The following is a 21,041-nucleotide window of genomic DNA, read 5'->3' as shown; positions in this document are numbered from 1 at the left end:
TCATCCGTGGAGCACTAGATACTTCAGGAGTTGCTGGTCGTAACCAACGTCGTTCAAAATATGGTACTAAACGTCCTAAGCCAGGACAAGTAGCTGCGGCACCAACAAAAGGTAAAAAGAAATAATTAGGAGGAAAAACAAATGAGAAAGTCAAAACCAAAAAAGAGAATTATCCTTCCTGATCCAAAATTTAACGATGTTCAGGTGACAAGGTTTGTAAACAATATGATGTATGATGGAAAAAAATCCATTGCATATGATATTTTTTATGATGCTGTAGAACTAGCTGAGAAAAAAGCTGGTGAGAACGGATTAGAAGTATGGAAACGTGCTTTAACAAATGTAATGCCTGCAGTAGAGGTTAAATCTCGTCGTGTAGGTGGTGCAAACTTCCAGGTACCTACAGAGGTAAGACCTGACCGTAAGATTGCTTTAGGCATGAAATGGTTAATTTCTTACGCTCGTAAACGTGGAGAAAAAACAATGAAAGAGAAATTAGCAGGTGAAATCGTTTCAGCAGCTAAAGGTGAAGGTGCAGCAGTGAAGAAAAAAGAAGATACGCATAAAATGGCTGAGGCTAACAAAGCGTTCTCTCATTTCCGTTTCTAATTATACAGAATCATAAAATGTCAAGAGATTTAAAATTTACAAGAAATATTGGAATCGCGGCTCACATTGATGCGGGTAAAACCACAACAACTGAGCGTATCCTTTATTACGCCGGAGTAAATCACAAAATTGGTGAGGTACACGAAGGTGCGTCTACGATGGACTGGATGGTACAGGAAGCGGAACGTGGGATAACAATCACCTCTGCTGCTACAACAGTTTTCTGGCCTTACCGTGGTGAAAAATATCAGGTAAACGTTATCGATACTCCAGGACACGTGGATTTTACCGTAGAGGTAAACCGTTCACTTCGTGTTTTGGATGGATTGGTATTCTTATTTTCAGCTGTTGATGGTGTTGAGCCTCAATCTGAAACTAACTGGCGTTTAGCTAACAACTATGCAGTTCCACGTATTGGTTTCGTTAACAAAATGGACCGTTCCGGAGCTGACTTCTTAAAAGTTGTTAAGCAGGTAAGAGACATGCTGGGTAGCCATGCAGTTCCTTTGCAATTGCCAATTGGTGCAGAAGATAGCTTTACTGGTGTTGTTGATTTAATCAATAACCGTGGTATTGTTTGGAATGAGCATGATAAAGGGATGACCTTTACTGAAGTGCCAATTCCTGCTGACATGGTTGATGAAGTTGCAGAATGGAGAGAGAACTTATTAGAAGCTGTTGCTGATTATGATGAGTCATTAATGGAGAAATTCTTTGATGATCCTAACTCAATCACTGAGCGTGAGATTCTTGACGCATTGCGTAAAGCAACTTTAGATGCTAAAATCGTTCCTATGGTTTGTGGTTCATCTTTCAAAAACAAAGGTGTTCAGACCATGTTGGATCTGGTAATGGAATTATTGCCTTCGCCAATGGATGTGGATGGTATCACTGGTACCAACCCGGACACAGGTGAAGAAGTAACCCGTCAACCAGATGTAAAAGAGCCATTTGCAGCTTTAGCGTTTAAAATTGCAACCGATCCTTTCGTAGGTCGTTTGTGCTTTATCCGTGTTTACTCAGGTAACTTAGAAGCTGGTTCTTACGTTTATAACGCACGTTCTGAGAACAAAGAGCGTATCTCCCGTATCTTCCAGATGCATGCGAACAAGCAAAACCCAATCCCTAATGTAGGTGCTGGTGATATTGCTGCAGTAGTAGGATTTAAAGATATCAAAACAGGTGATACACTTTGTGATGAGAAACACCCGATCATTCTGGAGTCTATGGATTTCCCTGAGCCGGTTATTGGTTTAGCTATCGAGCCTAAAACTCAAGCTGATATCGATAAATTAGGTATCGGTTTATCTAAATTAGCTGAAGAAGATCCTACATTTAGAGTTCAAACTGACGAGGAAACTGGTCAGACTGTGATCTCTGGTATGGGTGAGCTTCACTTAGACATCCTGATTGACCGCTTAAGACGTGAGTTTAAAGTAGAGGTTAATCAAGGAGCGCCACAAGTTGCTTATAAAGAGGCAATTCACGGATCTGTTCAACATCGTGAGACTTACAAAAAACAATCAGGTGGTCGTGGTAAATTCGCGGATATCCAGGTTGTGATTTCTCCAATCGATGCGGACTTTGAAAAAGGTGGATTACAATTTGTAAACGAAATTACAGGTGGTTCAATCCCTCGTGAGTTTATCCCTTCTGTAGAGAAAGGATTCGCAGCATCGATGGCTAACGGAGTATTGGCTGGATATCCACTTCCAGACATGAAAGTTCGCTTAATTGATGGTTCATTCCACGCAGTCGATTCAGATGCTTTGTCATTCGAGCTTGCTGCTAAAATGGCTTACCGTGAGGCATTGCCTAAATGTAGCCCTGTATTGATGGAGCCAATTATGAAAATCGAAATCTTAACCCCTGAAGAAAACATGGGTGATGTTATCGGTGACATGAACCGTCGTCGTGGTCAGCTTTTAGGTATGGACACCCGTAATGGTGCTCAGGTAATTAAAGCAACTGTACCTCTTTCTGAAATGTTTGGTTATGTAACTCAGTTACGTACCATTACTTCTGGTCGTGCAACTTCAACTATGGAGTTTGATCACTACGAACCAGCACCAAGAAACGTTCAGGATGAAGTAGTTGCTAAATCAAAAGGCAGAATTAAATCCGCAGAATAATAAAAAATCGGCAGCCGGTTATTAATAGCTCTAACCGGCAGCCTTAATACATAAATAAGATGAGCCAAAGAATCAGAATCAAATTAAAATCTTACGATTATAACCTGGTAGATAAATCTGCTGAGAAAATCGTTAAGACTGTTAAACCTACGGGTGCAGTAGTTAGTGGACCAATTCCATTGCCTACAGAAAAGAAAATCTTCACTGTTTTACGTTCACCACACGTGAACAAAAAAGCACGTGAGCAGTTTCAATTATGTGCTTACAAACGTTTGTTAGACATTTACAGCTCTAACTCTAAAACAGTTGATGCTTTAATGAAACTTGAATTGCCTAGCGGTGTTGAAGTTGAAATCAAAGTTTAACTATATAGACGGTTAACAAAAAAAGCCTTCCTGAATTTCAGGAAGGCTTTTTTTTGTATCAGGGGAATTATTGTCTGCCCCTGTTTTTTAATTCATCAAGTTTGTTGCGCTCGTCCTGCAGTTCCCTTGCCAGTTTCTTCTCTTTGTCATTGGCTTTCGTTTTATAACTTTGATACTCCTGTGAGATCTCTTCATATAAGGAGCTTCTGTATTTCGCTTCATGAATGTGCTTCGCTGATCTCAGGATCACAATCGCTAAAGCAGCGGCCAATACCAGGATCAGGCTCCATACAATCACATTGTAATTGCTTTTGGTAAACGAGATCCCAAGGAAGCTGATTTCATTTAATCTGGCATTGGAAGTCGCCAGAGAGCTTTCTGTTCCGGAAATTTGTCCCTTCAATGTCGCAATTGTTTTTTCCTGTTCTGCAAGTTTCAGTTTTACTGCGCCAAGTTGCCTGCGACTGGTATTGAGTGAATCTGCTACACTTTTCCAAAGTCCGGCAAGCCTGGCTGGATTGATGAGTTTATAGCCATTAATGGTTTTAGATTTCGACAACATGAATTCGTATTGGCCCCGAAGACCAGGGGCAGCTTGTGCACTGTCTGCTGGAATTTGTGATTGTGCATTTAAATTTAAGAGGAGAACGGCTATAATTGCGAATATCAGTTTTTTCATAGTTGCTGTTTTTTTAATAGGATGTTTCTGTTTTTAAGGGTCATTGATCGGAAATTTGTGGTGTTTGAAGGCTCATGATGGCGGCATGATATTTAATTTAACATTCATATTGTAATTTTATTGTGTTCTGACTGTAGATAGTATATTTGCAGCAATGTCGGTATTACTATTTACAATTATAGTTTTAGCTGGAGCTTTTTTAGCTGGATTGGTCGGTTCTCTGACCGGTTTAGGGGGTGGGGTAGTGATTATTCCGCTGCTGACATTGGTTCTTGGTGTCGATATTCACTATGCCATCGGAGCTTCTATTGTGTCTGTGATTGCCACTTCTTCCGGATCTGCCGCGGCTTATGTGAAAGAAGGAATTACGAACATCAGGATTGGCATGTTTCTGGAAATGGCTACAACGATCAGTGCCATTATAGGCGCGGTGGTGACCGTTTATCTGGACCCGGGATATATTGCGGTGATCTTTGGTTTGATCCTCCTGTTCTCTGCTGCAATGATGATAGTGAAGAAGGTAGATCGCTCAGACAATGATACTTCCGGAAAACTGGCGGTTTTTTTGAAGCTGAACGGCACGTATCCTACAGATGGGGGCATGAAGAAATATGCGGTTCACCGGGTGCTTGGCGGATTTGTAATGATGTTCTTTGCAGGGATCATTTCGGGCTTGCTGGGGATAGGTTCCGGTGCCTTAAAGGTGATTGCGATGGATAATATCATGAGGATCCCTTTTAAAGTGTCTACTACGACAAGCAATTTCATGATGGGGGTTACGGCAGCTGCAAGTGCACTGGTATACCTTCACCGCGGACAAATAGACCCGGGAATTGCCATGCCGGTAACGATTGGGGTGCTTTGCGGGGCAACTTTGGGTTCAAAGATCCTGGTGAAGACCAAAACAGATAAGTTGAAAGTGGTATTTGCAGTAGTCGTGACCTTCCTGGCATTGCAGATGATTTATAATGGTTTATCAGGTAAATTATGAGTTCGGAAAAGAAAAATTTCTTTGCAGACCGTGATATTCAGGTCATTCTCGGTACTTTATTGCGGGTAGGCGTGATCGCTTCTATGTCTGTGGTACTGATAGGAGGGCTGCTTTACCTCTTTTCCGACCATGCCAGACTGATCGATTACCGCAATTTCAACCCGAATAAGTCGGGCTTCTCTTCTATTCCGGCGATTCTGATCGGACTGAAAGACCTGGATGCCAAAGCGATCATCCAGTTTGGGACCTTGCTGCTGATTTTTACCCCTGTTGCAAGGGTCGTTTTTTCTATATTTAGTTTCCTGATTGAGCGTGATTATTTATACGTTTTGATCGGTTTGTTCGTTTTATCAATAATCTTGTACAGCCTGAGTGACAAGTTGGTTGGTTAAAAACTTACTTATCTCAACGGATTCCCCTTCGCGAAAAAAAATAGGGCTTATTTGAAAAAATAATTAGCTAACTATTTGAAAATTAAGATTTCTTTCGTATTTTTGCCCTCCCTTAACGGGAATTGTATCCACCTTGAACGAAGCCCTACTGCTTCGATGGGTGTTAATTTAAAAAAAGAAAATGTCAGGTATTATTGGAAAAAAAGTAGGAATGACCAGCATTTTCGACGCCGATGGAAGAAACATTCCATGTACGGTGATCGAAGCTGGGCCTTGTGTAGTAACACAGGTAAAGACCGAAGAGAAAGACGGTTACGTTTCAGTTCAGTTAGGTTTCGATGAAGCCAAAGAAAAGAACACTACCATGCCTCTTAAAGGCCACTTTGCGAAAGCAAACACTACCCCAAAACGTAAATTGGTTGAATTTGAGCCGTTTGAAGAATCGTTGAACTTAGGTGATACGGTAACGGTAAGTATTTTCAATGAAGGCGATTTTGTGGATGTTGTTGGTACTTCTAAAGGTAAAGGTTTCCAGGGTGTTGTAAAACGCCATGGTTTCGCCGGTGTTGGTGGACAAACTCACGGACAGCATAACAGAATGCGTGCGCCAGGTTCATTAGGTGCTGCATCTTATCCTGCACGTGTATTTAAAGGTATGCGTATGGCGGGTAGAATGGGTGGTGACAGAGTAAAAGTTCAAAACTTACAGGTTTTGAAAGTTTATGCTGATCAAAACCTTGTTGTAGTTAGTGGTTCCATTCCAGGAGCTAAGGGTTCTTACGTAATCTTAGATAAGTAAGCAGATGGAAGTTAAAGTATTAAACATTTCAGGAAAAGAGACAGGTGCCAAGGTGCAACTTCCTGAGTCAGTATTTGGCATTACGCCTGTTGACCACGCAATCTATTTAGATGTAAAACAGTATTTGGCTAATCAACGTCAAGGTACTCACAAGTCTAAACAACGTAACGAAATTGCTGGTTCAACCCGTAAACTATACAAACAAAAAGGTACTGGTGGTGCTCGTGCCGGAAGTATTAAATCTCCATTGTTCAATGGTGGTGGTCGCGTGTTTGGTCCTCAGCCACGTGATTATAGTTTCAAATTGAATAAAAAATTAAAGCAACTGGCTCGTAGATCAGCATTGACTTACAAAGCTCAGGATAACAACGTTGTTGTTTTAGAAGACTTTGCTTTTGATTCAATCAAAACTAAAAACTACATCAATTTAGTTAGCGCTTTAAATTTAGCTGGCGAAAAGACATTGTTGGTTTTACCTTCACAAAATAACAATATCTATTTATCAAGCAGAAACATCCAGAAAGCGAAAGTGATTACTGCAGATCAGTTGAATACATATGATGTATTAAACTGTGGCAAGCTTTTGTTAACGGCTGATTCTCTTAAAACATTGGAGGAGGCATTTGCCAAGTAATATGGAATTTTTAAGGAAACCAATATTAACAGAAAAAGCTTCTGCATTAACAGAAAAGTCTAACCGCTTTACTTTTAGAGTAGAACACAAAGCAAATAAATTGCAGATTAAGCAAGCCATAGAGAAAATGTACAACGTGAACATCTTAGCAATCAATACCATGATTGTTAACGGTAAAATGAAGTCCAGAAACACTAAAGGTGGTTTAGTTACGGGTCGTAGCCCAAAATACAAGAAAGCGATTGTTACACTGGCAGCAGGCGAGACAATTGATTATTACGCGAATATTTAATAAGAATTGAATAATTTATAACTATGGGCTTAAGAAAATTTAAACCAGTCACTCCGGGAACCCGCTTTAGAGTAGGTGCCAGCTTTACGGAGATTACAGCAACCAAGCCCGAAAAATCATTGGTTGTATCTTCTAAAAAATCGGGAGGACGTAACAATACAGGAAAGATGACTATGCGCTACATGGGTGGTGGTCACAAAAAATCTTACCGTTTAATTGACTTTAAACGTGATAAGTTTGATATTCCTGCAACAGTAGCTACTGTTGAGTACGATCCAAACCGTACAGCTCGTATTGCTTTATTGCATTACGTAGATGGTGAGAAGCGTTACATTATTGCACCGGAAGGATTGCAAGTAGGACAAACAGTAGTTTCGGGTGATACAGCTACTCCAGAAGTAGGAAATACATTGAAATTAGCTAACATTCCATTGGGTTCAATTGTACATAACATTGAAATCCAACCAGGACGTGGAGCACAAATGGCACGTAGTGCTGGTGCTTATGCTCAATTGGCAGCACGTGACGGAAAGTATGCAACTGTTAAAATGCCATCAGGTGAAGTAAGATCTATCTTAGTTACCTGTTTAGCAACTATCGGTGCAGTTTCTAACTCGGATCATGCAAATGAAGTATTAGGTAAAGCAGGTCGTAAACGTTGGTTAGGACGTCGTCCTAGAACTCGTCCGGTAGCGATGAACCCAGTCGATCACCCAATGGGTGGTGGTGAGGGTCGCTCATCAGGAGGTCAGCCTCGCTCAAGAAACGGTATGTACTCTAAAGGTTTCAAAACCCGTTCACTTAAAAAATACTCAAATCGTTTCATCATAGAGAAAAGGAAGAAATAATGGCTCGTTCGATAAAAAAAGGACCTTATATTGACCATAACGTAGAGAAGAAAGTAGTATCTATGAATGATTCAGGCAAAAGGTCTGTAATTAAAACTTGGTCTCGCAGATCAATGATTTCACCAGATTTTGTGGGTCATACATTTGCAGTGCATAACGGTAATAAATTTATACCGGTATACGTAACAGAAAACATGGTTGGTCACAAGCTGGGAGAGTTTGCTCCAACCAGAACATTTAGGGGTCACTCTGAAAAGAAAAAATAATTAAGAGATGGAAGCAGTAGCGAAATTAAACAATTGTCCAACCTCACCACGTAAAATGCGTTTGGTTGTAGATCTTATCAGAGGTGAGCGTGTTGAGAAAGCTTTACATATTTTAAAGTTTACCAATAAAGATGCAGCAATAAGAGTTGAGAAACTATTATTATCAGCGATCAAAAACTGGGAAACTAAAAATGAAGGTTCTCGCCCTGAAGAAAACCAGTTATACGTGAAAACGATAATGGTAGGCGGTGGTCGTCAGTTAAAAAGACTTAGACCAGCACCTCAAGGACGTGGTTACAGAATCCGTAAGCGTTCAAACCATGTAACTTTGGTAGTAGATAGTAAAAACGTTGAAACTCAAACTAATTAACAGAAATGGGACAAAAAGCACATCCAATAGGAAACAGGTTAGGGATCATCAAAGGTTGGGATTCTAACTGGTTCGGTGGCAACAACTATGCTGATAAATTAGTTGAGGACGAAAAAATAAGAAAATACCTTTCTGCACGTATCGCAAAAGGCGGTGTAGCTAAAGTGGTAATCGAGCGTACGTTAAAACGTATCACGGTAACTATCCACACAGCTCGTCCGGGTATTGTGATCGGTAAAGCAGGAGCTGAGGTGGATAAGATCAAAGAAGAGTTGAAGAAATTGACTAAAAAGGAAATTCAAATCAACATTTTTGAGATCAAACGTCCTGAGCTTGATGCACAATTAGTTGCAGAAGGTGTTGCAAAACAATTAGAAGCAAGGATCTCATTCCGTAGAGCAATGAAATCTACTATCGCATCAACAATGCGTATGGGTGCTGAAGGTATCAAAATTATGACCTCTGGTCGTTTAGGTGGTGCTGAGATGGCTCGTAGCGAACAGTATAAAGAAGGAAGAATTCCTTTGCATACTTTCCGTGCTGACATTGACTATGCTTTAGCAGAAGCTTTAACTACTTATGGTAAAATAGGTGTTAAAGTATGGATCTGTAAAGGTGAAGTTTACGGTAAACGTGATCTTTCTCCTAACATCGGTGCAGTGAGCAATGCTCCAGGTAAAGGTGGCAGACCAGAAGGTGCTTTCGGTGGTGGAAGAGACAGAGATAACCGTGGCGGTGGCGACAGAAGAAACGACAATAAAGGTCGTGGCGGAAGAGGTCCAGGTCAAGGCGGTCCTGGTGCAGGAAGAGATAATAGAGGCGGAAATACTCCTAACAGAGGTCCTCGTAAATAATTAGTTAACAGATCGTTTAACGATAATATTAGAATAAGATGTTACAGCCAAAAAGAACGAAGTTCAGAAAGATGCAAAAAGGCAGAATGAAAGGTTTAGCAACTCGTGGTGCTGAATTATCATTCGGATCCTTCGGGATCAAGTCTTTAGAGTCGACTTGGATCACAAGTCGTCAGATAGAGGCAGCCCGTATTGCGGTAACTCGTTTCATGAAACGTGAAGGCCAGGTGTGGATTAGAATATTCCCGGACAAACCGGTAACTAAGAAACCAGCTGAGGTACGTATGGGTAAAGGTAAGGGTGCTCCAGAATACTGGGTTGCCGTTGTTAGACCCGGACGTATTATTTTTGAAGCCGAAGGTGTTCCTTTAGAAGTTGCTAAAGAAGCAATGAGATTAGCGGCCCAAAAATTGCCGATCCAAACAAAATTTGTAGTACGTAGAGATTACGTAGAAGCATAAAAAAAGCTCTTGGGTTGAATGTTGTAAGTAACTTGTTATTATAACCGCTAGACCCAAGGCATAAAAATTAATAAAATGAAGAACTCAGAAATCACAGGGCTTTCACAAGAAGAACTAGTAGCCAGGATTGCAGAAGAAACTGAAAACTTAGTAAAGTTAAGATTTGCACATACAATTTCGGCTATTGAGAATCCTACCCGTATCAAAAAGGTAAGAAGGGATATTGCCCGATTAAACACTGAAGTGACTAAGCGTAAAGCTCAGTCTGCTACTGAAACTAAATAACTTTAGAGTCGAAATGGAAAGACAATTAAGAAAAACAAGAACCGGGTTGGTAGTAAGCAACAAAATGGATAAGTCTGTTGTTGTAGCGGTAGAACGTAAAGTGAAACACCCGATCTATGGTAAGTTTGTTAAGAAAACTACCAAATTTATGGCTCATGACGAGAAAAACGATTGCGGTATTGGTGATACAGTACTGATCATGGAGACTCGTCCGCTGAGTAAAAACAAGAACTGGAGATTAGTTGAAATTTTAGAAAGGGCTAAATAACATGGTACAACAGGAATCAAGATTAAACGTAGCCGACAATAGCGGCGCAAAAGAAGTATTGGTTATCCGTGTACTTGGTGGTACCGGAAAGAGATATGCTTCTATTGGTGACAAAATCGTTGTTACCGTTAAAAGTGCATTGCCTTCAGGTAACATTAAAAAAGGAACCGTTTCTAAAGCAGTGGTTGTAAGAACAAGAAAAGAAATCAGACGTAAAGATGGTTCTTACATTCGTTTCGACGACAATGCAGCAGTATTATTAAATGCACAAGATGAGCCGCGTGGTACACGTATTTTCGGCCCGGTAGCAAGAGAACTGCGTGAAAAACAATTCATGAAAATTGTATCATTAGCACCGGAGGTATTATAAAATGAAAAATAAAGTAACTACACCAAAGATAAAAATCCGTAAAGGAGATTTAGTTAAGGTAATCGCTGGCGATTCAAAAGGCCAACAAGGAACAGTTCTTTCTGTATTAATTACAAAAAGCAGAATCCTTGTAGAAGGTGTTAACCTTGTATCAAAACATACAAAACCTAATGCTGCTACTCCAAACGGAGGTATCATTAAAAAAGAGGCTGCTCTTCATATTTCTAACGTAGCATTAGTTGACCCTAAAACAGGTGCAACTACTCGCGTTGGCAGAAAGCTTAATGCTGATGGGAAATTAGTTAGGGTTAGTAAAAAATCAGGAGAGGAGATCAAATAATGACTTACGTACCAAGATTAAAAAGTAAATATAAAGAGGAAATTGTAACTGCACTTAAAGATAAGTTCAATTACAAAAGCGTTATGCAGGTTCCTAAGTTAGAGAAAATCTCAATCAACCAGGGTGTTGGTCGTTTCTCTGTAACTGACAAAAAGATTATGGACAGCTCTATTTTAGAGATGACTACTATCGCAGGTCAGCAGGCAGTTGGAGCAAAATCTAAAAAAGATATCTCAAACTTTAAATTACGTAAAGGTATGCCGGTTGGTGTACGTGTAACTTTGCGTGATAACAACATGTATGAGTTTTTAGATCGTTTAATTTCCGTAGCTTTACCTCGTATCCGTGATTTCAAAGGTATCAATGATAAAGGATTTGATGGAAAAGGTAACTACACATTAGGAGTTACTGAGCAAATCATCTTCCCTGAGATCAACATCGACAAAATCAGCAAGATTTTAGGTATGGATATTACGTTTGTAACCAGCGCTACTACTGATGTTGAAGCATTGGAATTATTAAAACAATTTGGATTACCATTTAAAAACCAAAATAACACAAATTCATAATGGCAAAAGAAGGTGTAAAAGCTCGCGAAATTAAGCGCCAAAAATTGGTGGCTAAATATGCTGATAAACGTGCAGAACTTAAAGCTGCTGGTGATTATGAAGGATTAGATAAGTTACCAAAAAACTCATCTGCAGTACGTTTACACAACCGTTGTAAATTAACTGGACGTCCTCGTGGTTACATGCGTACTTTCGGTATATCAAGGGTATTGTTCCGTGATATGGCTTTAGCAGGTAAAATCCCTGGAGTAAGAAAAGCAAGCTGGTAAAACAGCTTTCTTTATGCTAAGGGATTTTCCCAAGGCAGAGAACAACGAATATTAACCGATGGAAGGTCGTCCCGAATAGGATAGGAAGGAAACCACCGTCACAATTATATAAAAATGAATACAGATCCAATAGCAGATTATCTTACAAGAGTAAGAAATGCCATCAAGGCAAATCACAGAATTGTAGAAATTCCTGCATCAAACCTTAAAAAAGAAATCACTAAAGTTCTTTTTGACAAAGGTTACATTGCTAATTACAAGTTTGAGGACACTACGGCTCAAGGAACGATCAAAATCGCTTTGAAATACAATGCGATCACTAAGATCCCTGCAATCCGTACATTGACCCGTATCAGCAAACCAGGTTTAAGGCAATATGCCGGCGTAGAAAATATGCCAAGAGTATTAAACGGTTTAGGTATCGCCATCTTGTCTACATCTAAAGGTGTTATGACAGATAAAGAAGCAGCCAAACTGAACATTGGTGGCGAGGTTTTGTGTCACGTTTATTAATTAAAGGAGGATAGCAAAATGTCAAGAATAGGAAAAGCCCCAATTAATGTACCTGCAGGTGTAACGATTACAGTAGCTAAAGATAACGTAGTGACTGTAAAAGGACCTAAAGGAGAATTGACTCAAGCAGTTGATTCTGATATCACTGTAAGTCAGGAAGACGGAGTACTAACTGTAACCCGTCCCTCAGAGCAGAAAAGACACAAAGCATTGCACGGTTTATACCGTTCATTGTTAAACAATATGGTTGTTGGTGTAACAGAAGGATATAAAATTTCTCAGGAATTAGTAGGTGTTGGTTACCGTGCTACAAACACAGGAAACACATTAGACTTAGTTCTGGGTTATTCTCACCACTATGTATTCCAATTGCCGGAAGAAATTAAAGTAACAACAACATCTGAAAAAGGTCAGACTCCTAAAATCATTTTAGAAAGTATTGACAAACAATTGATCGGACAAGTAGCAGCGAAAATCCGTTCGTTACGTACTCCTGAGCCATATAAAGGTAAAGGTATCAAGTTTGTAGGTGAAGTGTTAAGAAGAAAAGCAGGTAAATCAGCTTCTAAAAAATAATCAAAATGGCAGGAAAAAAATTATCTCGTAGAGATCGTATAAAAAAAGGAATCAGAAAAAGATTAACAGGTTCTGAAAGCCGTCCACGTCTATCGGTATATAGAAGCAATAAAGGAATTTATGCTCAAATCATTAACGACGTAACCGGTAATACAATTGTATCAGCTTCGTCTTTATCAAAAGACTTTTCTGGAACTGGAAACAAATCTGAACAATCAGTAGCAGTGGGTAAGTTAGTAGCTGAAAAAGCACTTGCAGCTGGTGTTAAAGAAGTAGTTTTCGATAGAAATGGCTATTTGTACCATGGACGTGTTAAATCGTTGGCAGAAGGTGCTCGCGAAGCTGGTTTAGTATTTTAATCTGAAAATAGGATAAGAATGTCAACTATCAATATAAAAAGAGTTAAGACTAGCGAGATCGAATTGAAAGATCGTTTAGTTAGCATACAACGTGTTGCCAAAGTAACTAAAGGTGGACGTACTTTCAGCTTCTCAGCCATCGTGGTTGTTGGAGATGAAAACGGAATCGTAGGTTACGGTTTAGGTAAAGCAAAAGAGGTAACTGAAGCGATCGCTAAAGGTATCGATGATGCTAAAAAGAACTTGGTAAAAGTTCCTCTGTTAAACGGTACTGTTCCTCATGAGCAAATCGGTAAATTCTCTGGTGGTTTTGTATTAATCAAACCAGCAGCAGTAGGTACAGGTGTTATTGCCGGTGGTGCAATGCGTGCGGTATTAGAGAGTGCAGGAGTACATAACGTACTTGCAAAGTCTAAAGGTTCATCAAATCCTCACAACGTGGTAAAAGCAACTGTTGATGCTTTAACTAAAATGCGCGATGCTTATACTGTCGCTCAGCAACGTGGTGTCGATTTAAATAAAGTTTTTAACGGATAATATTATGGCTAAGATCAAAATAACCCAGGTAAAAAGCATTATCGATAGAAGCGAACGCCAAAAAAGAACGATGAAAGCATTAGGTTTAACTAAAATGAACCAAAGTGTAGAAGTGGAAGCTAACGCTGCCATCATCGGAATGGTGAGAAAAGTGAATCACTTAGTTGCTATAGAGAGTATATAAATTTTTAAAGGTTGTAAATGTGGTTTATATAATTACATTTGCAACCTTTAAATATGTTTAACCGTTGCCCTGATTAGTGAAAGCGAAGGGCAGCACAAGTTTCAAAAAATGAACTTAAGTAATCTTAAACCTGCAGCAGGTTCAACAAAAAACAACAAGAGAATTGGTCGTGGTACCGGTTCCGGACGCGGTGGTACATCTACACGTGGACACAAAGGTGCTGGATCACGTTCAGGTCACAAAACCAAAATTGGTTTTGAGGGTGGACAAATGCCATTGCAACGTCGTGTACCTAAGGTAGGTTTCAAACCTATTAACCGCGTTGAATACGTAAGTGTTAACTTAGACGTATTACAAGGATTAGCAGAGAAATTTAGCTTAACTACAATTGATTTTGCTACATTGCAGGATCATGGTTTAGCTCATAAAAATGACCTTGTTAAAATTCTTGGTCGTGGTGAAGTTAAAACTAAGTTAGAAGTTAAAGCACATGCTTTTTCTGCAACCGCACAAAAAGCTATTGAGGCTGTTGGAGGCTCAATCGAAAAATTGTAATTAATGAAGAAGCTGTTTACTACTTTAAGTAATATTTGGAAAATTCAAGAATTGAAAGAGCGTATAGTATTTACGCTCATGATTCTTTTGGTTTATAGGTTTGTATCCCACGTGGTTCTTCCAGGTGTTGATGCAACTCTTTTAGGCAATAATGAGAAGTCTGGACTTTTGGGTCTCTTGGATATGTTTGCCGGAGGTTCGTTTTCACGGGTATCTATCCTTGCCTTGGGTGTTATGCCTTATATTTCTGCCTCAATTGTAGTTCAGCTATTAGGTATTGCTGTTCCTTCCTTCCAGAAAATGCAAAAGGAGGGTGAAAGTGGCAGGAAGAAACTAAATCAAATTACGCGTTACCTGACGGTAGCCATTACAGCTGTTCAGGCTGTAGGTTACGTTAAAACACAGGTTCCAGCAGAAGCAATCGTTATTGATCATGCTTTGTTCTATGTAATGGCAACATTCGTGTTGGCAGCAGGAACATTGTTTGTGATGTGGTTGGGTGAGAAAATCACCGATAAAGGTATTGGAAATGGTATTTCACTGATCATCATGGTCGGTATTATCGCCAGATTGCCAATCGCTTTATACCAGGAGATTACTTCGAGATTTGTTGGCGCAGGCTTAATAGCCCTTGTCGTGGAAATTGTTGCCTTATTTGCAGTAGTGATGTTTACCATCATGATTGTTCAGGGTGTACGTAAAGTACCTGTTCAGTATGCGAAAAGGATTGTTGGTAACAGACAGTTTGGTGGAGTAAGACAGTACATCCCTTTAAAGGTGAATGCTGCCGGTGTAATGCCGATCATCTTTGCTCAGGCATTGATGTTTATTCCAGGGTTTATTCCTCAGTTCTTTCCTTCCCTGCAAAATACCTGGTTGGTTCAGTTCAGTGACTATACTTCATTAGCGTATAGCTTAACATTTGGCTTTTTAATTATTGCATTTACATTCTTTTATACTGCAATTACTGTTAACCCTACTCAGATGTCGGACGACATGAAGAAGAATGGTGGTTTCATTCCTGGTATCAAACCGGGTCTTGCTACCTCAAGCTTCATAGATGATGTAATTTCGAAGATCACCTTCCCGGGTGCTGTTTTCCTTGCCATCATTGCGATCCTTCCTTCTATAGCGGTTAAGTTCGGTATCAAGTCGGAATTTGCCCATTTCTATGGTGGAACTTCCCTGTTGATCCTGGTAGGTGTAGTATTGGATACTTTGCAACAAATCGAAAGTTATTTGTTAATGCGTCATTATGATGGTTTAATGAAAACAGGCAGGGTTACCGGCCGCACAGGAATTCCTGCTGCAGCAAGTGGTAGCAATGCGGTGATCTAATATATTGCATGTCTAAGATCTATTACAAATCTCCGGAGGAGATCGAGTTAATCAGAGAGAGTTCTTTACTCGTATCTAAAACCTTAGCTGAAGTAGCTAAAGTAATTGGTCCGGGCATCACGACAAAAAAACTGAATGACCTGGCTGAAACGTTTATTAAAGACCACGGAGCAATCCCTGCTTTTTTAAACTATAACGGCTTCCCGTATTCACTGTGTATTTCGCCTAATGAGCAGGTTGTTCATGGCTTTCCCGGTGAGTATGTGATACAGGAAGGAGATTTAATCTCTGTAGACTGTGGGGTCATTCTAAACAAGTTCTTCGGTGACTCCGCATATACGTTCTCCATCGGAGAGATATCTGCGGAGAAACAGAAACTGGTTGACGTGACGAAAGAATGCTTAAGGCTTGCGATTGAGAAGGCCGTTGTAGGTTCAAGGATCGGAGACGTAGGCTATGCTGTACAGGCGCATGCGGAGGCGAATGGATTTGGTGTGGTGAAAGAATTAGTGGGTCACGGAGTCGGAGTCCAGTTACATGAAAAACCTGAGGTACCAAATTATGGTAAACGCGGGAGTGGAATCAAACTGGAGGAAGGAATGGTGATCGCTATTGAGCCAATGATCAATGCAGGTACAGCTGGTGTAAAGTTCTGGTCTGACGGCTGGACAGTAACCAGTAAGGACAATAGGCCATCTGCTCATTTTGAGCATACAGTGGCAGTTAAAAAGGGTAATGCAGACGTTTTATCGACCTTTTCAGTAATTGAAGAAGTTTTAAATAAAAAAAAGTAAATAATTAAATTTTTTTATTTAATTTTGCAACCCTGTTTAGTAACAGCTAATTAAGTAAAAATCAATATTATATGGCTAAACAAGCCTCAATTGAGCAAGACGGTGTAATAAGGGAAGCATTATCCAATGCCATGTTCCGGGTGGAACTAGAGAATGGTCATGAGATAATAGCTCATATTTCAGGTAAGATGAGGATGCACTACATCAAGATTCTTCCTGGAGACAAAGTCAAATTAGAGATGTCGCCTTACGATTTATCAAAGGGCAGGATTACTTATAGATATAAATAAAATGAAAGTTAGGTCATCAATTAAAAAACGTAGCGCTGATTGCAAGATTATTCGTCGTAAAGGTAAACTTTTCGTGATTAACAAGAAAAATCCAAAATACAAGCAACGTCAAGGTTAAGAAATTATTGAATTTGATGTAGATTGAATGTACAAGATACTCAATCTCGTTCATTCAGTTAATCAAACATTAGTACAAATATGGCAAGGATATCAGGTATTGATTTACCAAGAAACAAAAGAGGCGAAATTGGTCTTACTTACATCTTCGGAGTAGGAAGATCAACTGCTCAACGTATTTTAACGGAAGCAGGTATCGATTTTAACAAGAAAGTACAGGACTGGTCTGATGATGAGTTATCAGCGATCCGTACCATCATCAACGACGGCGTAAAAGTAGAAGGTGCTTTACGTTCAGAAGTTCAGTTGAACATTAAACGTTTAATGGATATCGGTTGTTACCGTGGATTACGTCACAGAAAAGGTTTGCCGGTACGTGGACAACGTACTAAGAACAACTCTCGTACACGTAAAGGCAAGAGAAAAACAGTTGCTAACAAGAAAAAAGCTACTAAATAAAATTAGTACTGAATAAGAATTATGGCTAAGAGTAAAAAAGTTACCAAAAAGCGTATTGTTGTTATTGAGCCTGTTGGTCAGGCGCACATCAATGCTACTTTTAACAATATCATTGTTACTTTAACAAATAACAACGGTCAAACTATTTCATGGTCTTCTGCAGGTAAAATGGGATTCAAGGGTTCTAAAAAGAACACTCCTTATGCAGCAGGTCAGGCTGCATCAGATTGCGGTAAAGTAGCATTTGATTTAGGTCTGCGTAAAGTAGAAGTTTTTGTTAAAGGTCCAGGTTCAGGTCGTGAGTCTGCAATTAGAACATTGCAAATCTCAGGTATCGAAGTAACCTCTATCAAAGATATCACCCCGCTTCCGCACAACGGATGTCGTCCTCCTAAGAAGAGAAGAGTTTAATAATTAACTTTTAAAGCTAAGAGTCTGCAGTTTAAGGCTGTATGATACTTTAAAACAAAAAGCAATGGCAAGATATACAGGACCAAAGTCCAAAATAGCCCGTAAATTCAGAGAGCCAATTTTCGGCCCTGATAAGGTTTTAGATAGAAAAAATTATCCTCCTGGACAGCACGGTGCTTCCAAAAGAAGAGGAAAACAATCCGAGTACGCAGTACAGTTAATGGAAAAACAGAAAGTTAAATATACTTATGGTGTATTAGAACGTCAGTTCCGTAATTTGTTCACAAAAGCATCTTCACGTGAAGGTATCACTGGTGACAACTTATTGCAATTATTAGAAGCTCGTTTAGATAACACAGTATACAGATTAGGTATTGCTACAACACGTTCAGCTGCCCGTCAGTTAGTTAGCCATAAACACGTAACAGTTAACGGTGAAGTAGTAAATATCCCTTCATATCAATTAAAAGCTGGTGATGTTGTTGCAGTTCGCGAAAAGTCTAAGACTTTAGAAGCGATTACAAATTCAGTAGCAGGCAGAGTAATCAATAAATTCAATTGGTTAGACTGGAATGCAAGTGAATTGACAGGTAAGTTCTTAACTTATCCTAACCGTGACGAGATCCCAGAAAATATCAAAGAGAACCTTATAGTAGAGTTATACTCTAAGTAATATATTTAGTGAATTGCCTTTTTGGGCAATTCACTTTATTTCATTACATAATTTTAATAACGATCTAAAAACATTATAAATGGCAATTTTAGCATTTCAGAAACCCGATAAGGTAATCATGCAGAAATCAACAGATTTCGATGGTATATTTGAATTTCGTCCTTTAGAGCCCGGTTTCGGTGTAACAATTGGTAACGCCCTAAGAAGAATTTTACTTTCTTCATTAGAAGGTTATGCCATTACAAGTATTCGTTTTTCTGGCGTATCTCACGAGTTTTCTACAATGAAAGGTGTTGTAGAAGATTTGACGGAAATCATCCTTAACTTAAAACAAGTACGTTTTAAAAAAGTTGGTGATTCTGGTGATTCTGAAAAAGTTTTCATTTTAGTAAACGGTCAAGATCAGTTTACTGCTGGAGATATTACAAAATTCTCTAACAACTTCGAGGTTCTTAACCCTGATTTCGTTATTTGTAACATGGAAAAAACAGTGACTTTAGAGGTAGAATTGACTATCAATAAAGGACGCGGTTATGTTCCAGCTGAAGAAAATAAAATTAATGATGCTGTAGTTGGTGTGATCGCTATCGATTCGATCTTTACACCAATGAAAAATGTAAAATACTCGATTGAAAATTATCGTGTTGAACAAAAGACAGATTATGAAAAATTAATATTAGATATCTCTACAGATGGTTCAATCCATCCTGAAGAAGCACTAAAAGAAGCTGCGAAAATCTTAATCCAGCACTTTATGTTGTTCTCTGATGAGAATTTAGTATTGGAATCTCAAGCTAAAGAAGAAACTAAAGAAGTAGATGAGGAAATCCTGCATATGCGTAAGATCCTTAAAACTGAACTGGTTGATTTAGATCTTTCTGTACGTGCGTTAAACTGCTTAAAAGCAGCTGATATCCGTACTTTAGCTGACCTGGTTTCTTACGATGTTGCTGACATGTTAAAATTCAGAAACTTCGGTAAAAAATCATTGACAGAGATTCAGGAACTGGTGAAATCTAAAAGCTTATCTTTCGGTATGAACTTATCGAAATTTAAATTAGACGAAGAGTAATCAGACCAAACATTAAATAACAATATTGTTAATAGTGTATAATTCCCTCAGATAAACATCAAAGAGACGGTATACACTGAATAAAATCAAAAATGAGACACGGTAAAAAAGTAAACCACTTAGGAAGAACAGATTCACATCGTAAAGCGATGTTGGCTAACATGGCTTCATCGTTAATTAAACACAAAAGAATTTCAACTACTTTAGCTAAAGCAAAAGCTTTACGTATGTATGTTGAGCCTCTTTTGACAAAATCTAAAACTGATACTACTCACTCTCGTCGTATCGTTTTCGGTTACTTACAAGATAAAGAAACTGTTACTGAATTGTTCCGTGACGTTGCAGCTAAAATTGCTAACCGTCCGGGTGGTTACACAAGGATCATTAAATTAAACAACCGTCTTGGTGATAACGCGGAGATGGCTTTAATTGAATTGGTTGATTACAATGAAGTTTACGGTAAAGAAGCTGAATCTGCTGAGAAGAAAACTACACGTCGTGGTAGAACCAAAGCTAAAAAAGCTGATGCTCCTAAAGCTGAGAAAGCTGAAGTTGTTGCAGAAGAAGCTCCGGCTACTGAAGAAGCAGCACCAGAAGCACCTGCAGCTGAAGCAAAATCTGAAGATAAAGGCGAATAATTTATTCCCTCATCAACATAAGGAAACCCTGTTCGATTCGGACAGGGTTTTTTGTGTTTATAGGTTTTTGGCAGATCACCTTTTTTACAGGCCCATTTCCAATTGCGTAATCGCAGGTTGAGCATAATACTCACTATGGATGTTCCAACGTTTTCCATCATGCTTTAACAGTGTGAAATGAGCTGCTAAAAATTCTTCCCTGAACCTCCTGTTTTGATATTGTTCCATGATTTGTGGATAGGCTTCTTTGGCATCCCGGTAAGCAATCGTGAGGTGCGGATGGAATGGATTTCTGGAACCTTCAACGTAAGGTTTCAATCCCGCCTTCAGCTTTTTATAAAGTGTGGAGATACCGGTGCTTTTTAAGGCCCTGATAAAAACAGTATGTTCCGGGAAACCATCAAAATCTTCCAGCTTTTGAATGAAGGGATCAAAATGACAAAGGGATTTCAGCTTTTGGATGAGCTGTTTTTCCATTGCCGTTTTCAGTTTAAAAGGAGGGACCAGCGTGATGTGTACCGGAGGCTTCAACGCACTGAACACTCCATGTTCAAGAGAAACCGCTTTCCTGATCTCATCGATCCTTTGCCTCAGTTCCTCCGGAGGAAGGATGGCTATAAAGTATAAATCTTCCATAAGACTAAATTACTAAAAATATTAGTAAATACAAAGCCTTTGTATTTTCTGTCTCATGGAGGCGCTTAAATTTCCTTTTCAAAAGGTTACCTTTGT

Annotated in this window: 36 protein-coding genes and 1 pseudogene; 35 read left to right on the top strand and 2 right to left on the bottom strand. The window is 39.2% G+C overall.

Annotated elements, in window-relative coordinates; translation table 11 throughout:
• From DBR43_RS12565 to rpsJ, 4 genes and pseudogenes are all read left to right on the top strand, one after another.
• Window positions 1-125: pseudogene (locus DBR43_RS12565) on the top strand (30S ribosomal protein S12); the annotation flags it as partial.
• A 16-nt stretch (window positions 126-141) separates the two neighbouring features.
• Complete coding sequence (gene rpsG / locus DBR43_RS12560) at window positions 142-609, top strand: 30S ribosomal protein S7 (protein WP_008244596.1); 468 nt, start codon at window positions 142-144, stop codon at window positions 607-609.
• A 17-nt stretch (window positions 610-626) separates the two neighbouring features.
• Window positions 627-2,741 (top strand): elongation factor G, encoded by a 2,115-nt coding sequence (gene fusA / locus DBR43_RS12555; RefSeq protein WP_124581300.1) that lies wholly within the window; start codon window positions 627-629, stop codon window positions 2,739-2,741.
• 59 nt (window positions 2,742-2,800) lie between these two features.
• A complete protein-coding gene (rpsJ, locus tag DBR43_RS12550) occupies window positions 2,801-3,106 on the top strand; it encodes a 30S ribosomal protein S10 (protein ID WP_008244591.1) in 306 nt (101 codons plus the stop codon).
• 67 nt (window positions 3,107-3,173) lie between these two features.
• Here rpsJ and DBR43_RS12545 read toward each other — a convergent pair whose 3' ends face one another.
• Entirely contained in the window at window positions 3,174-3,785 is a 612-nt protein-coding gene (locus DBR43_RS12545; protein ID WP_124581298.1) for a hypothetical protein, read from the bottom strand.
• A 154-nt stretch (window positions 3,786-3,939) separates the two neighbouring features.
• Here DBR43_RS12545 and DBR43_RS12540 point away from each other — a divergent pair, with 154 nt between their 5' ends.
• The 31 genes from DBR43_RS12540 to rplQ all read left to right on the top strand — a co-directional run bounded on the left by DBR43_RS12540 (window position 3,940) and on the right by rplQ (window position 20,309).
• The gene (locus DBR43_RS12540; protein ID WP_124581296.1) at window positions 3,940-4,776 is read left to right on the top strand and encodes a sulfite exporter TauE/SafE family protein; all 837 of its coding nucleotides are present in this window, start codon (window positions 3,940-3,942) and stop codon (window positions 4,774-4,776) included.
• The gene (locus DBR43_RS12535; RefSeq protein ID WP_124581294.1) at window positions 4,773-5,168 is read left to right on the top strand and encodes a DUF1634 domain-containing protein; all 396 of its coding nucleotides are present in this window, start codon (window positions 4,773-4,775) and stop codon (window positions 5,166-5,168) included. Before DBR43_RS12540 ends, DBR43_RS12535 begins: the two co-directional genes overlap by 4 nt.
• Before the next feature lie 181 nt (window positions 5,169-5,349).
• The gene (rplC, locus tag DBR43_RS12530; protein ID WP_074612107.1) at window positions 5,350-5,967 is read left to right on the top strand and encodes a 50S ribosomal protein L3; all 618 of its coding nucleotides are present in this window, start codon (window positions 5,350-5,352) and stop codon (window positions 5,965-5,967) included.
• 4 nt (window positions 5,968-5,971) lie between these two features.
• Window positions 5,972-6,601: a 50S ribosomal protein L4 gene (rplD, locus tag DBR43_RS12525; RefSeq protein WP_073232277.1), complete on the top strand. Its 630-nt coding sequence runs from the start codon at window positions 5,972-5,974 to the stop codon at window positions 6,599-6,601.
• 1 nt (window position 6,602) lies between these two features.
• Window positions 6,603-6,893, top strand: a complete 291-nt coding sequence (gene rplW, locus DBR43_RS12520) for a 50S ribosomal protein L23 (RefSeq protein ID WP_073232278.1) — start codon at window positions 6,603-6,605, stop codon at window positions 6,891-6,893.
• A gap of 23 nt (window positions 6,894-6,916) precedes the next feature.
• On the top strand, window positions 6,917-7,741 hold the full coding sequence (rplB, locus tag DBR43_RS12515) for a 50S ribosomal protein L2 (protein ID WP_074612108.1): 825 nt from the start codon (window positions 6,917-6,919) through the stop codon (window positions 7,739-7,741).
• Entirely contained in the window at window positions 7,741-8,007 is a 267-nt protein-coding gene (rpsS, locus tag DBR43_RS12510) for a 30S ribosomal protein S19 (protein WP_069379634.1), read from the top strand. Before rplB ends, rpsS begins: the two co-directional genes overlap by 1 nt.
• A gap of 7 nt (window positions 8,008-8,014) precedes the next feature.
• Window positions 8,015-8,377 (top strand): 50S ribosomal protein L22, encoded by a 363-nt coding sequence (rplV, locus tag DBR43_RS12505; RefSeq protein WP_055130479.1) that lies wholly within the window; start codon window positions 8,015-8,017, stop codon window positions 8,375-8,377.
• Between the two features lie 5 nt (window positions 8,378-8,382).
• Window positions 8,383-9,231: a 30S ribosomal protein S3 gene (gene rpsC / locus DBR43_RS12500; RefSeq protein ID WP_069379635.1), complete on the top strand. Its 849-nt coding sequence runs from the start codon at window positions 8,383-8,385 to the stop codon at window positions 9,229-9,231.
• A 38-nt stretch (window positions 9,232-9,269) separates the two neighbouring features.
• Window positions 9,270-9,692, top strand: coding sequence for a 50S ribosomal protein L16 (gene rplP / locus DBR43_RS12495; protein ID WP_048907441.1), 423 nt, complete (start codon window positions 9,270-9,272; stop codon window positions 9,690-9,692).
• 75 nt (window positions 9,693-9,767) lie between these two features.
• Window positions 9,768-9,977, top strand: coding sequence for a 50S ribosomal protein L29 (gene rpmC / locus DBR43_RS12490; RefSeq protein WP_069379636.1), 210 nt, complete (start codon window positions 9,768-9,770; stop codon window positions 9,975-9,977).
• Between the two features lie 13 nt (window positions 9,978-9,990).
• Window positions 9,991-10,245 carry a 30S ribosomal protein S17 gene (rpsQ, locus tag DBR43_RS12485; RefSeq protein ID WP_037442595.1) on the top strand — a complete coding sequence of 85 codons (255 nt, stop codon included), beginning with the start codon at window positions 9,991-9,993 and terminating at the stop codon, window positions 10,243-10,245.
• 1 nt (window position 10,246) lies between these two features.
• Entirely contained in the window at window positions 10,247-10,615 is a 369-nt protein-coding gene (gene rplN / locus DBR43_RS12480) for a 50S ribosomal protein L14 (protein ID WP_062550431.1), read from the top strand.
• A gap of 1 nt (window position 10,616) precedes the next feature.
• The gene (gene rplX, locus DBR43_RS12475; protein WP_074612110.1) at window positions 10,617-10,955 is read left to right on the top strand and encodes a 50S ribosomal protein L24; all 339 of its coding nucleotides are present in this window, start codon (window positions 10,617-10,619) and stop codon (window positions 10,953-10,955) included.
• The gene (rplE, locus tag DBR43_RS12470; protein ID WP_073232280.1) at window positions 10,955-11,524 is read left to right on the top strand and encodes a 50S ribosomal protein L5; all 570 of its coding nucleotides are present in this window, start codon (window positions 10,955-10,957) and stop codon (window positions 11,522-11,524) included. Before rplX ends, rplE begins: the two co-directional genes overlap by 1 nt.
• Window positions 11,524-11,793 (top strand): 30S ribosomal protein S14, encoded by a 270-nt coding sequence (gene rpsN / locus DBR43_RS12465; RefSeq protein ID WP_055130472.1) that lies wholly within the window; start codon window positions 11,524-11,526, stop codon window positions 11,791-11,793. Before rplE ends, rpsN begins: the two co-directional genes overlap by 1 nt.
• 114 nt (window positions 11,794-11,907) lie before the next feature.
• Window positions 11,908-12,306, top strand: a complete 399-nt coding sequence (gene rpsH, locus DBR43_RS12460; protein WP_069379639.1) for a 30S ribosomal protein S8 — start codon at window positions 11,908-11,910, stop codon at window positions 12,304-12,306.
• Window positions 12,307-12,324: 18 nt separating this feature from the next.
• Window positions 12,325-12,882 (top strand): 50S ribosomal protein L6, encoded by a 558-nt coding sequence (gene rplF, locus DBR43_RS12455; RefSeq protein WP_124581292.1) that lies wholly within the window; start codon window positions 12,325-12,327, stop codon window positions 12,880-12,882.
• A gap of 5 nt (window positions 12,883-12,887) precedes the next feature.
• Window positions 12,888-13,241: a 50S ribosomal protein L18 gene (rplR, locus tag DBR43_RS12450; protein WP_073232282.1), complete on the top strand. Its 354-nt coding sequence runs from the start codon at window positions 12,888-12,890 to the stop codon at window positions 13,239-13,241.
• Between the two features lie 18 nt (window positions 13,242-13,259).
• Complete coding sequence (gene rpsE / locus DBR43_RS12445; RefSeq protein WP_008244566.1) at window positions 13,260-13,778, top strand: 30S ribosomal protein S5; 519 nt, start codon at window positions 13,260-13,262, stop codon at window positions 13,776-13,778.
• 4 nt (window positions 13,779-13,782) lie between these two features.
• Window positions 13,783-13,962 carry a 50S ribosomal protein L30 gene (rpmD, locus tag DBR43_RS12440; RefSeq protein ID WP_062550424.1) on the top strand — a complete coding sequence of 60 codons (180 nt, stop codon included), beginning with the start codon at window positions 13,783-13,785 and terminating at the stop codon, window positions 13,960-13,962.
• Between the two features lie 108 nt (window positions 13,963-14,070).
• Complete coding sequence (gene rplO, locus DBR43_RS12435; protein WP_073232283.1) at window positions 14,071-14,517, top strand: 50S ribosomal protein L15; 447 nt, start codon at window positions 14,071-14,073, stop codon at window positions 14,515-14,517.
• 3 nt (window positions 14,518-14,520) lie between these two features.
• Window positions 14,521-15,855 (top strand): preprotein translocase subunit SecY, encoded by a 1,335-nt coding sequence (secY, locus tag DBR43_RS12430; protein WP_074612113.1) that lies wholly within the window; start codon window positions 14,521-14,523, stop codon window positions 15,853-15,855.
• Window positions 15,856-15,863: 8 nt separating this feature from the next.
• Window positions 15,864-16,649 (top strand): type I methionyl aminopeptidase, encoded by a 786-nt coding sequence (map, locus tag DBR43_RS12425; protein WP_124581290.1) that lies wholly within the window; start codon window positions 15,864-15,866, stop codon window positions 16,647-16,649.
• A gap of 71 nt (window positions 16,650-16,720) precedes the next feature.
• Window positions 16,721-16,939: a translation initiation factor IF-1 gene (infA, locus tag DBR43_RS12420; protein WP_008244555.1), complete on the top strand. Its 219-nt coding sequence runs from the start codon at window positions 16,721-16,723 to the stop codon at window positions 16,937-16,939.
• 1 nt (window position 16,940) lies between these two features.
• Window positions 16,941-17,057: a 50S ribosomal protein L36 gene (gene rpmJ / locus DBR43_RS12415; RefSeq protein ID WP_073232286.1), complete on the top strand. Its 117-nt coding sequence runs from the start codon at window positions 16,941-16,943 to the stop codon at window positions 17,055-17,057.
• 80 nt (window positions 17,058-17,137) lie between these two features.
• Window positions 17,138-17,515, top strand: a complete 378-nt coding sequence (rpsM, locus tag DBR43_RS12410; RefSeq protein WP_062550421.1) for a 30S ribosomal protein S13 — start codon at window positions 17,138-17,140, stop codon at window positions 17,513-17,515.
• 21 nt (window positions 17,516-17,536) lie between these two features.
• The gene (gene rpsK / locus DBR43_RS12405; protein ID WP_041878538.1) at window positions 17,537-17,926 is read left to right on the top strand and encodes a 30S ribosomal protein S11; all 390 of its coding nucleotides are present in this window, start codon (window positions 17,537-17,539) and stop codon (window positions 17,924-17,926) included.
• A 64-nt stretch (window positions 17,927-17,990) separates the two neighbouring features.
• Window positions 17,991-18,599 (top strand): 30S ribosomal protein S4, encoded by a 609-nt coding sequence (gene rpsD / locus DBR43_RS12400; RefSeq protein ID WP_069379645.1) that lies wholly within the window; start codon window positions 17,991-17,993, stop codon window positions 18,597-18,599.
• Window positions 18,600-18,678: 79 nt separating this feature from the next.
• Window positions 18,679-19,671, top strand: coding sequence for a DNA-directed RNA polymerase subunit alpha (locus DBR43_RS12395; protein WP_062550419.1), 993 nt, complete (start codon window positions 18,679-18,681; stop codon window positions 19,669-19,671).
• A gap of 92 nt (window positions 19,672-19,763) precedes the next feature.
• Window positions 19,764-20,309, top strand: coding sequence for a 50S ribosomal protein L17 (gene rplQ, locus DBR43_RS12390; RefSeq protein ID WP_073232287.1), 546 nt, complete (start codon window positions 19,764-19,766; stop codon window positions 20,307-20,309).
• An 84-nt stretch (window positions 20,310-20,393) separates the two neighbouring features.
• Here rplQ and DBR43_RS12385 read toward each other — a convergent pair whose 3' ends face one another.
• The gene (locus tag DBR43_RS12385; RefSeq protein WP_124581288.1) at window positions 20,394-20,945 is read right to left on the bottom strand and encodes a 2'-5' RNA ligase family protein; all 552 of its coding nucleotides are present in this window, start codon (window positions 20,943-20,945) and stop codon (window positions 20,394-20,396) included.
• Window positions 20,946-21,041: the final 96 nt, after the last annotated feature.

This window comes from Pedobacter sp. KBW06, from assembly GCF_003852525.1.
Lineage (GTDB): Bacteria > Bacteroidota > Bacteroidia > Sphingobacteriales > Sphingobacteriaceae > Pedobacter.
This window is presented reverse-complemented; position numbering and strand designations above follow the sequence as displayed.